At 71.2% G+C, this 13,003-nt stretch carries 15 protein-coding genes; 9 read left to right on the forward strand and 6 right to left on the reverse strand.

Annotated elements, in window-relative coordinates; translation table 11 throughout:
• The first annotated feature begins 17 nt into the window (after positions 1 to 17).
• From EDF24_RS06290 to EDF24_RS06300, 3 genes are read left to right on the forward strand one after another with little or no spacing between them, the layout of a single operon-like run.
• Positions 18 to 998: a type II CAAX endopeptidase family protein gene (locus tag EDF24_RS06290; RefSeq protein WP_123701620.1), complete on the forward strand. Its 981-nt coding sequence runs from the start codon at positions 18 to 20 to the stop codon at positions 996 to 998.
• A complete protein-coding gene (locus EDF24_RS06295) occupies positions 985 to 2,283 on the forward strand; it encodes a sensor histidine kinase (protein ID WP_123701622.1) in 1,299 nt (432 codons plus the stop codon). Before EDF24_RS06290 ends, EDF24_RS06295 begins: the two co-directional genes overlap by 14 nt.
• Positions 2,280 to 2,951 carry a response regulator transcription factor gene (locus tag EDF24_RS06300; RefSeq protein ID WP_123701624.1) on the forward strand — a complete coding sequence of 224 codons (672 nt, stop codon included), beginning with the start codon at positions 2,280 to 2,282 and terminating at the stop codon, positions 2,949 to 2,951. Before EDF24_RS06295 ends, EDF24_RS06300 begins: the two co-directional genes overlap by 4 nt.
• Before the next feature lie 13 nt (positions 2,952 to 2,964).
• On the opposite strand, the gene EDF24_RS06305 is transcribed toward EDF24_RS06300, so the two are convergent.
• The gene (locus EDF24_RS06305) at positions 2,965 to 3,615 is read right to left on the reverse strand and encodes a GntR family transcriptional regulator (protein WP_123701626.1); all 651 of its coding nucleotides are present in this window, start codon (positions 3,613 to 3,615) and stop codon (positions 2,965 to 2,967) included.
• A 119-nt stretch (positions 3,616 to 3,734) separates the two neighbouring features.
• Here EDF24_RS06305 and EDF24_RS06310 point away from each other — a divergent pair, with 119 nt between their 5' ends.
• From EDF24_RS06310 to EDF24_RS06320, 3 genes are read left to right on the forward strand one after another with little or no spacing between them, the layout of a single operon-like run.
• The gene (locus EDF24_RS06310) at positions 3,735 to 4,439 is read left to right on the forward strand and encodes a DUF969 domain-containing protein (protein WP_123655881.1); all 705 of its coding nucleotides are present in this window, start codon (positions 3,735 to 3,737) and stop codon (positions 4,437 to 4,439) included.
• Complete coding sequence (locus EDF24_RS06315) at positions 4,436 to 5,533, forward strand: DUF979 domain-containing protein (RefSeq protein WP_123655880.1); 1,098 nt, start codon at positions 4,436 to 4,438, stop codon at positions 5,531 to 5,533. Before EDF24_RS06310 ends, EDF24_RS06315 begins: the two co-directional genes overlap by 4 nt.
• A complete protein-coding gene (locus EDF24_RS06320; protein WP_123701628.1) occupies positions 5,520 to 6,554 on the forward strand; it encodes a DUF2891 family protein in 1,035 nt (344 codons plus the stop codon). Before EDF24_RS06315 ends, EDF24_RS06320 begins: the two co-directional genes overlap by 14 nt.
• Positions 6,555 to 6,570: 16 nt before the next feature.
• On the opposite strand, the gene EDF24_RS06325 is transcribed toward EDF24_RS06320, so the two are convergent.
• The gene (locus EDF24_RS06325) at positions 6,571 to 7,272 is read right to left on the reverse strand and encodes a FadR/GntR family transcriptional regulator (protein ID WP_123655878.1); all 702 of its coding nucleotides are present in this window, start codon (positions 7,270 to 7,272) and stop codon (positions 6,571 to 6,573) included.
• 121 nt (positions 7,273 to 7,393) lie between these two features.
• Here EDF24_RS06325 and EDF24_RS06330 point away from each other — a divergent pair, with 121 nt between their 5' ends.
• Complete coding sequence (locus EDF24_RS06330) at positions 7,394 to 8,902, forward strand: MFS transporter (protein ID WP_123655877.1); 1,509 nt, start codon at positions 7,394 to 7,396, stop codon at positions 8,900 to 8,902.
• Positions 8,903 to 8,962: 60 nt separating this feature from the next.
• Here the strand turns inward: EDF24_RS06330 and EDF24_RS06335 are convergent, their stop codons facing one another.
• From EDF24_RS06335 to EDF24_RS06350, 4 genes are read right to left on the reverse strand one after another with little or no spacing between them, the layout of a single operon-like run.
• Positions 8,963 to 9,643 (reverse strand): N-acetylmannosamine-6-phosphate 2-epimerase, encoded by a 681-nt coding sequence (locus EDF24_RS06335; protein ID WP_221181350.1) that lies wholly within the window; start codon positions 9,641 to 9,643, stop codon positions 8,963 to 8,965.
• A complete protein-coding gene (locus tag EDF24_RS19355; protein ID WP_123701633.1) occupies positions 9,640 to 10,560 on the reverse strand; it encodes an ROK family protein in 921 nt (306 codons plus the stop codon). The genes EDF24_RS06335 and EDF24_RS19355 overlap by 4 nt, the downstream gene beginning before the upstream one ends.
• Positions 10,557 to 11,279 (reverse strand): fumarylacetoacetate hydrolase family protein, encoded by a 723-nt coding sequence (locus EDF24_RS06345; RefSeq protein WP_123701635.1) that lies wholly within the window; start codon positions 11,277 to 11,279, stop codon positions 10,557 to 10,559. The genes EDF24_RS19355 and EDF24_RS06345 overlap by 4 nt, the downstream gene beginning before the upstream one ends.
• A 9-nt stretch (positions 11,280 to 11,288) precedes the next feature.
• A complete protein-coding gene (locus tag EDF24_RS06350) occupies positions 11,289 to 12,227 on the reverse strand; it encodes a dihydrodipicolinate synthase family protein (RefSeq protein WP_221180766.1) in 939 nt (312 codons plus the stop codon).
• Between the two features lie 124 nt (positions 12,228 to 12,351).
• Between EDF24_RS06350 and EDF24_RS06355 the strand changes: the two genes are divergently transcribed.
• Together EDF24_RS06355 and EDF24_RS19485 are read left to right on the forward strand one after the other, a co-directional pair.
• Positions 12,352 to 12,819 carry a DinB family protein gene (locus EDF24_RS06355; RefSeq protein WP_123701637.1) on the forward strand — a complete coding sequence of 156 codons (468 nt, stop codon included), beginning with the start codon at positions 12,352 to 12,354 and terminating at the stop codon, positions 12,817 to 12,819.
• 40 nt (positions 12,820 to 12,859) lie between these two features.
• Positions 12,860 to 12,991: a hypothetical protein gene (locus tag EDF24_RS19485; protein WP_260233370.1), complete on the forward strand. Its 132-nt coding sequence runs from the start codon at positions 12,860 to 12,862 to the stop codon at positions 12,989 to 12,991.
• The last annotated feature ends 12 nt before the right edge of the window (positions 12,992 to 13,003 follow it).

The following is a 13,003-nucleotide window of genomic DNA, read 5'->3' on the forward strand; positions in this document are numbered from 1 at the left end:
TCCCTAGCGTCGACGGCATGACGAACACCACCGAAGTCCGGCCCACCGTCGGCACCGCACCCCGACCGGCGGGAGGCGCACGCGGCCTCGTCGCCCGCCGCCCGCTCACGTCGTTCTTCACACTCGCGCTGGGCCTGAGCTGGCTCGCCTGGATCCCCTACATCCTGTCCCCGCACGGGCTCGGGGTGTGGGACATCCACTTCCCGGAGCTGCTCGGCACCGCCCAGTTCTCCGGGATCCTGCCCGGAGCACTCCTCGGCCCGCTCGGCAGCGCGTTCCTGGTGACGGCGATCGCCGACGGCCGTCCGGGGCTCCGCCGCTGGGTCGGCCGGCTCTGGCGCTGGCGCGTCGCCTGGTACTGGTACGCCCTGGCACTCGTCGTGGTGCCGGTCCTGATCATCCTCTCCGGGCTGCCGTTCGCGAACGGGGACGTCCGGGCGCCGTCGGCCCTGGCGTTCGCGGCCGTCGTGCCCGGACTGGTCGTGCAGCTGTTCACGACCGGACTCTCCGAGGAGCCCGGCTGGCGCGACTTCGCGCTGCCCCGCCTCCAGTCCCGGTTCGGGGCACTCGGTTCCGCGGCGATCCTCGGGCCGGTCTGGGCGCTCTGGCACATGCCGCTGTACCTCAGCGACTGGGGCGGCTGGCCGGACGCGCACTGGACCGAGCCGCTCGTCTTCGCGGCCTTCACGATCACGTTCAACGTCGTGATGACCTGGGTCTTCAACAAGACCGGGCAGAGTCTGCCCGTCGCGCTGCTGCTGCACGTCGGTGTGAACAACACGATCTCGACGTTCTGGGCGGACATGTACCCGGGGATGACCGCTGGCACGACGCTGTCGGGGCTCGCGATCATGTCCACGATCGCCGCGGTCGTGCTCATCGTGGTCACCCGAGGACGCCTCGGCCACGACGTCGCGCTGGTCCGCAGGAGCGACCGAGACCGTGACGCAGCCGCCGAGCTGACCCGCCTCGTAGGATCGAACGATGGCACCCGCTGAGCCGCGCGAGCGACGCCTCGACGTCCTCGTCGCCGTCGGCACGGCCGTCCTCGCGATCGGCCTGCTCCTCGGCCTGCCCCCGCTCGACGCCGCCGACCCCGACGGCGCGGGCCTCGGCGCGAGTGTCCCGGCGCCGTTCGGCACCGCGTGGTCCGTCCTCGCCGCGGGGCTGCTCGCCCAGTCGGCCGTCCTGCTCGCCGCCCGTCGGGCCCCGCGCACGTCGCTCCTGACGATCGCGGCGCTGCCGGTCGTGGTCGCCGCGCTCGCGCCCGGGTCGTCCGGCCTGTTCGGCCTGACCGCCCTGCCGGTCGTCGTCGCCGTCGTCCTCGTGGCCCTCCGCGTGCCCCTCGCCCGGCTCTGGCCGACACTGATCGGCGCGGCGGCCCTGGTCGTCGTCGGGCAGACCGTCGTCGTGTTCGTGGCCGAGGGGCCCGGCCCCCTGGCGCAGGGACTCGCCGCGTCCGCCGGGCAGGGTGCCCTGCAGGCCGTCGGTGCCGTCGGGTTCCCGCTCCTGGTCGCCCTGCTCGTCCGCTCACGTCGTGAGGTCCGTGCCGCCCGCAACGCCGAGGCGAGCGCCGTGGGGCGCGAGCGGGACGCGCTGGTCGACGCCGCCGTGTCCCGCGAACGTGCGGCGATGGCGCGCGAGCTCCACGACATCGCCGCACACCACCTGTCCGGCATCGCACTGATGTCGGCCGTCATCGACCGGCAGATCGACACCGAGCCGGAACGGGCGCACGAGGGGGTGCGTCAGGTCCGCGAGCAGAGCACCGCCGTCCTCGACGACCTCCGTCGCCTGGTCGGGCTGCTCCGTGACGACACCCCGGCCGAGCAGGCGGTGGAAACGGTCGCCGGCATCCTCGACCTGGTCGAGCGTGCCCGGTACCGCAGCGACGTGCGGATCGACGTGCTCCCGGGAGCCCGTCCGCTGGCTGACGGCGTCGGTCCGCTCGCGCAGCTCGCCGCGTACCGGACGGTCCAGGAGGCACTCGCCAACGCTGCCATGCACGCCCCGTCCGCCCCGTGCACCGTGGTCGTCGACGACCGTGACCCGTCCCGTGTGGTGATCCGGGTGGAGAACGCACGGGCCGTCGTCCCGGCGATCGGGAGTTCACCATCGGGCGGCAACGGACTGCGGGGGATGCGCGAGCGGGCGGACCTGGTCGGGGCGAGCCTCCAGACCGGTCCCACCGCCGCCGGCGGCTGGCTGGTGACGTTGACGCTCGGACGGGAGGCTCCTCCCGCACCCGACGGGGCTTCCGACGGTGCCGAGGTGGTCGCGTGATCCGCGTCCTGGTCGCGGACGACCAGCCACTCGTCCGCGCCGGGGTCACTGCGCTCCTCGACGCGGAGCCCGACATCGAGGTGGTCGGCGTCGCTGCCGACGGCGGCGAGGCGCTCGCACTCGCGCGCTCCACCCGACCCGACGTCGCCTGTCTGGACATCCGGATGCCCGTGCGGAACGGGATCGAGCTCGCCCGGATCCTGTGCGGGCCGGACGCGGACCCGGCGGTCCCGGTGCTGATGCTGACGACGTTCGACCTGGACGACTACGTGTTCGGCGCGCTCGAGGCCGGCGCGTCCGGGTTCCTGCTCAAGGACGCCGAGCCGGACACCATCGTCGACGCGGTGCGGCAGGTGGCCGCTGGCAACGGCACCCTCGACCAGGCCCTCACGCGGCGGGTGCTCCGCGAGTTCGTGTCCCGCCGGAGCCTCCGGCCGGTCGCAGGAGACCGGGCGGACGGCGTCCTGACGGCCCGGGAGCGTGAGGTGCTCCTGCTGCTCGCGCAGGGGATGTCGAACGAGGACATCGCCGCCGAGCTCGTGCTCGAGGTCTCGACCGTGAAGTCGCACCTGGCGCGGATGCTCCCGAAACTCGGGGTGCGCTCGCGCCTGCAGGCCGTGGTGTGGGCCTACCAGAACCGCATCGTGGCGGTGCCCGACCAGCCGTGACCCGGACGGCCGGTCAGTCCTGGCGGTCCTCCGCCGCGGCGGCCCGCAGGGTCCCTTCCGCATCGTCCAGGTAGGCGGCGAGCAGGGCGGACGCAGCCGCGGCGTCGCCGGCCCGCAGTGCGGCGACGATGGCCTCGTTCCGGTCGACGAACTGCGCGTGGAACGCTGCCGGGTCCTCGGTCGTCAGGAACGCCAGCCGCATCTCCGCGAGCATGCCGTCCATCAGCCCCCAGATCCGCTCGCTCGGCACCGCGCGGACGAGCTCGGAGTGGAAGCGGATGTCCGCCGTGCCGACGGCGCGCCAGTCGTCCGCGGCGGCGGCTCTTCGTGCATCGACGACCGCCGCGGCCGCAGCCGCGAGTGCCGGCGACGACGGCGTGCACGCCCGGACCGCAGCCTCCTCGAGCACCCGGCGCGCGGCGTAGAGGTCGGCCACGTCGGATGCGCTCAGCCGCCGGACGAACACGCCGCGGTTGAACACGTGCTCCACGAGCCGGTCCCGCGCGAGCAGCCGGAACGCCTCACGCAGGGTGTTCCGGGACACCCCGAGCTGGTCGCTCAGCCGCTCCTCGGACAGCTGCGCGCCCGGGGCGAAGTCGCCGTCGGCGATCATCGTGCGCAGGCGCGTCGCGGTGGACTCGGCGCCGCCGACGGTTCGGGTCATGCCCCGATCCTGACACGAGCGCGGACCGACTCCTCCACAGGGCACCTCGTGTGACCGCCGTGTTACAGATCCGGAGTGGGTCTTGTGATTGTTGAACAATGCGGTCCAGACTGTCCCGCATGTTCGTCCTCATCGGCGTCGCCGTCGTCATCGTCGGCTTCGCACTGCGCGTCAACGCGCTCCTCGTCGTCACCGTCGCGGGCATCGTGACAGCGGCCATCGGCGGGATCGGCCCCGTCGGCATCCTCGACGCGTTCGGCAACGGATTCGCGTCCAGCCGGTCCGTCACCACCTTCGCCCTGGTGCTGCCGGTCATCGGCCTGATCGAGCGCTACGGCCTGCAGGACCAGGCGAAGCGGCTCATCGCGAAGCTCGACCGGCTCACCACGGGTCGCATCCTGGCGGCGTACCTGGCCGTGCGGCAGATCACCGCGGCGGTCGGGCTCACCAGCATCGGTGGGCCGGCGCAGACCGTCCGTCCGCTCGTGTACCCGATGGCCGAAGGTGCCGCGATCAAGAAGTACGGGCGGCTCGACGACCGGATGCGGGAGAAGATCAAGGGGTACTCGGCGTCGTCGGACACCGTCGGGGTGTTCTTCGGTGAGGACGTCTTCGTCGCGGTCGGCTCGATCCTCCTGATCACGACGTTCGTCGACACCACGTACGACCTGGCGCTCGAACCGATCGACCTCGCGCTCTGGGCGATCCCGACGGGCATCGCCGCGCTGCTCGTCCACGGGACACGGCTGCTGCTGTTCGACCGGAAGCTCGACAAGATGGCCGCGGACGTCCGCGAGCCCGCCACGGCAGGAGCCCCGGCATGATCACCAGCGAATGGCTCTACTGGCTCATCGGCGCGTTCTTCATCGCCGTCGCGGTCCTCATCGTCACCGACACCACGCACGCGAAGCGCCTCGGCAACGCGGCGTTCTGGGGCATCCTCGGCCTCTCCTTCTTCTACGGCACGTTCGTCGCCGCGAAGACCGCTCCGGCGTGGGCGCTCGGCGTCGCGGTGCTGGTGATGGTGGCGCTCGCCGGACTCGGGTTCACCGGGACGACGGCGCGGGGCGGTGCACCGAGCCGCACCCGGGTGGCAAGCATCCCGGGCGCCGGCACCGGTGCGGAGACCGGGCCGGCGGAGCCGACCGGTGTGACCGCGCGACCGAGCACCGGTGGCGCCAGCACCAGCGTCCTCGCGACCACCACCCCCGACGAGCGCGCCGCGTTCGCCACCCGCTTCGGCAACCGCCTCTTCATCCCAGCGCTCGTCGTCCCGGTGGTGGCCGTGCTCGTCGCGACGCTCGGTCCGCTCGTCTCGATCGGCGGTCAGCCGCTCCTGGCCGAGGGCAGTGCGACACTGACCGGCCTCGGCATCGGCTCGGTCCTCGCCGTGGTGGTCGCCGTGTTCATCCTCCGTCCGCCGAAGGTCGCCACGCCGATCCGTGAAGGCGGCCGGCTCCTGCAGGCCATCGGCTGGGCAGCGCTCCTGCCGCAGATGCTCTCGACGCTCGGCATCGTCTTCACCCAGGCCGGGGTCGGGGACGCCGTCGGGACGATCATCAAGTCGATCCTGCCCGGCGGCTCGCTCCTCGCCGCGGTCGTCGTCTACTGCCTCGGCATGGCGCTGTTCACGATCATCATGGGCAACGCGTTCGCCGCCTTCCCGATCATGACCGCCGCGATCGGCTGGCCGGTCCTGGTCCAGGGCTTCGACGGCAACCCCGCTGCGATCTTCGCGATCGGGATGCTCGCCGGCTTCTGCGGCACCCTCGTCACGCCGATGGCCGCGAACTTCAACCTCGTGCCGGCCGCGCTCCTCGAGATGCGCGACAAGTACGGCCCGATCAAGGCGCAGATCCCGACCGCCGCCATCCTGCTCGTCGTCAACATGGGAGTCATGTACCTTGTCGCATTCTGATCTCGCACGCGCCGCCTGGGCCGACCGCTTCGCAGCGGTCGCCGCGGACAACGTCACCCGCGAGTACCCGTACGCCGCGCACCACACCACGTCCGGTCCGGACGACCGTGCGCTGCCCGTCGAGCTCCACCCGGCGTTCGCCACCTCGTACGACTGGCACTCGTCGGTCCACATGCACTGGCTCGCCACGCGGTTGGTCGCGTTCGGGCTCACGCCCAGCCTGGAGGCCCGGCTCGTCCCCGTCCTGCAGGCCCACCTGAGCGCGGATCACCTCGCGATCGAGGCGACCTACCTCCGACAGACCCCGCACTACGAGCGTCCCTACGGGTGGGCCTGGCTGATGCGGCTCGCGGCCGAGGTCTCCACGTCCGACGTCCCCGCGATCCGGGCACTTGCGCCCGGGTTCGCCCCGGTCATCGACGTGCTCGAGGACCTCGTCACCCGATGGGTCTCCGGCGCCGCCCACCCCGTCCGGCACGGGGTGCACTCGAACTCCGCGTTCGGGCTGCTGCTCGTGCTCGACGGGGCTCGGTCCCTCGGACGGGACGACCTCGCCGCGACGATCGAGCGCACCGCCCGCGACTGGTTCGGCGACGACGCCGGCTGGCCCTTCGCGTGGGAGCGCAGCGGACACGACTTCCTCTCCGCCGGCTTCGCCGAAGCCGACCTGATGCGCGCGGTCCTGCCAGCGGCGGAGTTCGCGTCGTGGGCCCGCGGCTTCTTCTCCGAGGTGCGTTCCGGCGACGCGATCCTGAGCCCCACCGTGGTCGTCGACGAGAGCGACCCGCAGCAGGTGCACCTCTTCGGCCTCGATCTGTCCCGCGCCGGTTCCGCGCGGCGGATCGTCGACGCACTCGAGGGCACGGACAGTGCTGAGCTCGTCGGGCTGCTCGACGACGCAGCCGACCGTCTGCTGGCGTCCGGTCTCGAAGCGAGCGTCGGCGAGGAGTACTACTCCACGCACTGGCTCGCGAGCTTCGCCTGGGACGCGATGGAGGCACGCGAGGGCGCTGCCCGCTGACGAGTCTCCGTGCTGCTCAGGCGGACGCTGTCGTGAGCTTGGAAGTCGAGGCGTCCAGGCGGGCGTAGATGCCCTGGAAGTGTGCCCGCATCGCCTCTTGCGCGATACCGGCATCGCCGTCGACGACCGCACGGATGATCGCGCGGTGTGCCTCCACCGAGTCGTGTCCGTACGGGGAGACATCCGCGAGCTGGTCGTGCGCTTCGTGGTACGCATCCCAGAACACGTCGACGAGCTGTCCGATCAGCGGGTTGTCGAGGTGACTGTAGAGGGCGCGGTGGAATCGTCGGTCGGCATCCGCGGAGAGCTTCGGGTCGCCGATCTCCTCGGCGAGGTCGGTGAGGTGCGCTCGGTCGTCGTCCGAGAGCACGCCGACGAGTTCGACGACCGCGCTGGTCTCCAGCATCTCGCGCACGCGAGCCAGGTTCCGGAGCGCGAGGAGACCGTCTGGCCCTGCGACGAGCGTGCGGAAGACGAGCGACGGGGCGAGCGCTTGCAGCGAGGGTGATGCCACGAAGGTCCCGTGTCCGTGGCGGATGTCGACGATGCCCCACGCGCGGAGTTCCCGGATCGCCTCGCGGACGGTGTTCCGGGAGACGCCGAGCCGCTCGATGAGCTCGAGTTCCGTCGGCATGCCGTCGCCCGGGCGGAGGCCGAGTTCCCGGACCAGTTCGACGATCTGCTGCGCGACCGGTTGCTGCACGACTCGAGAGGCCATGGTGTCCGCCTTCCTCCCTCACAGCCCTTGCGGGGGATTCCTGCCGATGTTACCGTCTGAGCCAACGTCCAACGTCCAACGTCTGACGAGGTGTCAGACTGGCCCCGATCGAAGGAACACCATGTCTCCTGCGCGGACAGCGCCGTCCGGTCCCTGGTACCGAGACATCTCCCGGCAACAGTGGAAACAGTTCACCGCGTCCTGGCTCGGCTACTTGCTGGACGGGTTCGACTTCGTGCTCATCACGCTCGTCCTCAGCGAGATCGCGAAGGAGTTCCACCTCGGAACCGTGCAGAGTGCGTCACTGATCTCCGCGGCCTTCATCAGCAGGTGGTTCGGCGGGCTGGCCCTCGGTGCGCTCGGCGACCGCTACGGTCGGAAGACGGCGATGATCGTCAGCATCATCCTGTTCTCGCTGGGGTCGGTCGCTTGCGCCGCAGCCCCCTCCTACTGGGTGCTCTTCGCCGCCCGACTCGTCATCGGGATGGGCATGGCGGGGGAGTACGGATCGAGCTCCACCTACGTGATCGAGTCCTGGCCGTCGCACCTGCGGAACAAGGCCAGCGGCTTCCTGATCTCCGGCTACTCCATCGGCACCATCATCGCGGCGCAGGTCTACCGCTTCGTCGTCCCGGAGTTCGGCTGGCGCGCGCTCTTCGTCATCGGACTGCTCCCGATCGCCATCACGCTCTGGCTCCGCCGCGCACTTCCGGAGTCCGAGGACTGGAAGGCGGCGAAGTCGGCGGCATCATCGACGTCCGACGACCACGTGCCGGCGCCGAACGTGTTCGGCGTGCTCTTCGCCGGCCGGCACCGCGCGCTCAACATCATCAGCGCCGTGGTGGCCATCGTGCTGTTGTCACTCATCTTCGGGCAGCTCATGCCGAACGGGTTCGCCGTCGCGGCAGGAGCGGCAGTGCTGGCCGCGGTCTTCATCTCCTACATCGTGCAGTTCTCGAAACGCCGCTGGCCAGCGGTCCTCGCGGTGACGGTCACGGTGTTCGCCGCGTTCCTGTACTCGTGGCCGATCCAGTCGTTGCTGCCGACGTACCTCAGCACTGATCTCGGCTACGACGCCGCACACGTCAGCAACGCGCTGTTCTTCGCCGGCTTCGGGGCCGCGGTCGGGTGCTGGGTCGCGGGGTTCACCGGGGACTGGCTCGGGACCCGGTGGGCGTACGTCGGCAGTTTGCTGCTCTCCGAGGTCCTGGTGTTCCCGCTCTTCGCGGTGGGCGGAACCTCGCTGATGGTCCTCGGGCTGTTCCTCTTCGTCCAGCAGGTGTTCGGACAGGGCATCGCCGGGCTCCTCCCGAAGTGGATCGGCGGGTTCTTCCCGACGGAGCAGCGTGCCGCCGGTCTCGGCTTCACGTACAACGTCGGTGCGCTCGGTGGTGCGGTCGCGCCGATCCTGGGTGCGAGCCTGGCGGTTCAGTTCTCGTCGCTCGGCACAGCGCTCGCCGTGATCTCGTTCTCCCTGACCGCCGTGGTGATCCTGCTCATGGCGTTCAACGTGCCCGCTCGGGTGCAGCGGTGGATCCATCCGGACGCTTCGTGGGCGGGTGACTTCTCCCGCGAGGGCGGGTTGTCGATCGTGGACAGCGACCCGAAGGTGGTCCAGCGCGTCGGCTGACGCACGAACGACGGATGCCCCGGGCCGACTGGCCCGGGGCATCCGTCGTCGGCGGAGCGATCAGTGACCGCGCACGGCCTCCCCGAACCAGCCCGTGATCGTGGCGGGGTGCGTGATGGCCGTGCCGACGACCACCGCGTACGCACCGGCGGCGCGACATGCTGCGGCCTGCGCCGGGGTGTGGACGCGGCCCTCGGCGATCACCGGCAGCGGCGATCGTGCGGCGAGCGCAGCCAGAACCTCGAGGTCAGGACCGTCGGTCTTCGGACGCTCGTCGGTGTAGCCGCAGAGCGTCGTGCTCAGGCAGTCGACGCCGGCGTCGATGGCCGCGAGGCCGTCCTCGACGCTGCCGACGTCCGCCATGAGGAGCGCGCCCGAGCGCGACCGGAACTCCCGCACGGTCTCGGCGAGCGTCCGCCCGTCCGGTCGTGCACGGCGAGTGCCGTCGATCGCGACGATGTCGGCTCCGGCTCCGGCGATCACGAGGGCGTGCCGCAGGGTCGGGGTGATGAACACCCCGTTCGCGCCGACTTTCCAGAGACCGATCAACGGTACGTCGACGCGCTCGGCGATCATGGCGACGTCCGCGACGCCCTGCGCACGGATCCCGGCTGCGCCGCCGGCGACGGCGGACTCCGCCAGTTGCGCCATGGTCTCCGGGTGCCGCATCGGCTCGCCGGGATACGCCTGGCAGGACACGACGAGCTCGCCGGCCAGGGCCTGCAGTGGTCGATGGGTCACGGTGTCTCCTCCGAGATGCGGTGGTGCAGAGCGGCGCCGATGAGCGGGGCGTCCCCGGCGAGGGTCGACAAGGTGATCGGGCAGTCCGCCACGACCGGGATCATCGTGGTCCGTGCCGTTCGTGCGATGTGGTCGAACCACGTGGGGTCCGCGTAGGCGAGCCCGCCACTGACGACGACGACGTCGGGGTCGAAGGAGTTGACGAGGCCGCCGATCGCCTCGCCGATGGCGGCGCCGGCACGGTCGACCACCCGCGTCGCGACGTCGTCGCCGTCGGCCGCGCGGGCGAAGACCGCTCTCGTGTCGACGACCGACGGATCGCGCGTCACGCGACGGTACTGCTCGAGGACGGCGGGTCCGGAGGCGACGGCCTCGAGGTGTCCGGTGCCTCCACAGGTGCAGGGCAGGCCCGTGGCCTGAGCGGACGGCAGGTGACCGAAGTGGCCGGCCGCCCCGGTCCGCCCGGTGTCCAGACGTCCGTCGGTGACGATCGCGCCACCGATCCCGGTTCCGAGGGCCAGCAGCATCACGCGCCGCGAATCGGCGCCGGCTCCGATCCGCGCCTCCGCGATCGCATGGGCGTGGACGTCGTTGAGGACGGTCACCGGGAGACCGCAGCGGGTGCTGAGCTCGGTCCGCAGCTCCGTCCCGGCCCAGGACCGGATGGCGGAGGTCGCAGCGCGGATGGCCCCGGTACGCGGATCGACGACGCCTGCGGAACCCACGCCGATGCCGCAGACGGGGTCCGGGCTCTGGGGGAGGAGGTGTTCGACGAGTGCCTGGACCACGCCGATGACGGCGCCTCCTCCCTGCGTCGCGGGCGTGGGGGCAGCAGCCCGTGCGAGGACCGATCCGTCCTCGGCGACGATTCCGGCGGCGGTCTTCGTGCCGCCGATGTCGATTCCGATCAGGGTCATACCACGCCGTTCTCGAGGGTGCCGATCCGGTCGATGCTCACCTGGACGCTCGTCCCTGCGGGAAGGGCGGCGTCGGTGCTCGGCGAACCGGTCAGGACGACGTCACCGGGCTGCAGGGTCATCGTCCTGGTGATCGCCACGAGGATCTCGCAGATCGTGTGTGGCAGGTCCGCCGTGCTCGAGGACCGGACGAGGGTGCCTTCCACGCTGACCCGGATGGCGAGCGCGTCGGGGTCGTCGACGTCGGTCTCGATCCAGGGACCGAGCGGGGTGTACCCGGTCCCGGCCTTCGCTGCGAAGAACACCGCGTCCTCTGTCGGCGCGACGGTCGTCACGTCGTTCGCGATGGTGAACCCGAGGACGTGCTCGAGTGCGTTCTCGTTCGTGAGCGCGTGCGCCTCCGCACCGATGACGACGGCGAGCTCACCCTCCGCGACCACGGTCGTCGCCCACGCCGCGCGCTCGATCGTTCCGCCGGGGCCGGTGACCCCAGCCGAGGACTTCAGCCATCCCTGCACGCGGCGAGCGCCGTGGTCGTCCTCCGGGTGGGAAGCGCCGACGACGGTCCGGGGTTCCACCGGGGCGAGCAGCGTGGCCTCGGGCGGGAAGGTCCGCCCCGTGGGCCGGAGGTCGGTGAACGACGGGACCTCGTGCCATCGGTCGGCGTCCCAGCGAGCGTGCCGGGGTCCGTCGGGTGTGCTGAGCCGAGCGAGTCGCATCGGTTCAGGTCACAGGAGACCGGCCGCGGCGAGCCGCGCGCGCACGTGGTCGACCTCGCTGTCGTCGAGCTGCACGTACGGGTCGGCCGTTCGCGGGCAGTCGATGATCCCGCGGAGGTGCAGTGCGGCCTTGAACGCGCCGAGCGCCGACGAAGCCGGTCCCATCCGTGCGGTGTCTCCCGCGTTCACGAGGTCGAAGAGCGTGAAGAGGCGCTCCTGCTCGCGTGCCGCGGTCGCGGTGTCCCCGGCCTGTGCGGCATCCCAGAGGCGCACGTAGCCGTCGGGGTCGACGTTGCCCAATCCGGGCACCACACCCTGCGCGCCGAATGCGAGTGCCGCATCGACCGTGAGTTCGGACCCGGTGAGGACGCTGAAGCGATCCGTGAACGTCTTCGCGCCGAGGACCAGACCGCGGATGCCGGCGTCGTCGCCACTGCTGTCCTTGATGCCGGCGAGCACGCCTTCCTCGGCCAGTTCCAGGACCAGTGACGGGCTCAGCTTCGAGTGCACCGACACCGGGATGTCGTAGGCGATGACCGGCAGCGCGGTGCTCGCGGCGATGATCCGGAAGTGCGCAGCGATCTCCACCGGATGCGTGCGGGTGTAGAACGGCGCCGTGACGACGACGGCGTCCGCCCCTGCGGATTCGGCCTGCCGGATGTGCGGCAGCACGCGCGGTGTCGTCATGTCGATGACGCCTGCGACGACGGGGACCTGTCCCGCGGCGACTCGGCTGACGGTGTCGACCACCTGCCGGCGCTGCTCGTCGGTGAGGAACGCGACCTCGCCGGTGGAGCCGAGCGGGAAGAGCCCGTGGACCCCGGCGGTCAGGAGGTGCCCGACCAGCCGTTCGAGCGATGCGACGTCGACGTCACCGTCGGCGGTGAGCGGCGTGCAGACGGGCGGGATCACGCCGGCGAGCGGAGGCAGTGCGGGGGTGGTTGTCACGGGAGTCTTTGTCCTTCCGAGGGGCTGGGGGTCGAGACGTTGGACGTCCTACGTCCACCCTAACCGGCTGACTTCAACGCGGTCAACACGCTGCGCGCGCGGCGCTGCGGGGCCAAGATGGACCATGGTCAGCGCACAGGACGACATCGTCGAACTCGTGGAGTACGCGTCACAGCGGCTCGCGGACCGGATGGCCACCCTGGACGACGACGAGTGGGCGTGGGAGCCGATCCCGGGGAACGCCGAGGTCACGATCCGCTGGCGGCTCGACCACATCGCGGAGATGCTCGGCGAGGAGCGGAACTGGGCGTGGCTCGGTGCTGACGTGGCGGGCGCCCCGATGCTGACGCCGGCGACCTCGGCAGCGGCCGCACTGGCCGCCGTGGAGCTGGCGACCGACCGGTTCGTCGAACTCGCTCGCGGACTCGGTGACGCGGCTGACGAGCCGATCGGTGCGGTTGCCGGGCCGTACGGCGACAGCTCGAAGCGGTCCCTGGTCCTGCACGTCGTCGACGAGCTGATCCACCACGCCGCAGAAGCCGCGCTCCTCCGCGACCTCTACCTCGCTCAAGTGACCCCGGCACCGAGGTAGCGGAGCGTTCCGGCTCGGATCAGCACCAGCACGCGAAGTCGTGCGCCGCACTGCACGAGCAGTCACCCGGTGGGACGCGGAAGCACGCGACCTCGGGATCGGCGCGGACGAGCGGGAATCGCTCCAGACCGTCTTCGAGACGCCACAACTCGACTGGGCGCTCGCGCTCTGAGCTGCGGACGAC

It is taken from the genome of Curtobacterium sp. PhB130 (assembly GCF_003755165.1).
In the GTDB taxonomy this organism is placed as follows: domain Bacteria; phylum Actinomycetota; class Actinomycetes; order Actinomycetales; family Microbacteriaceae; genus Curtobacterium.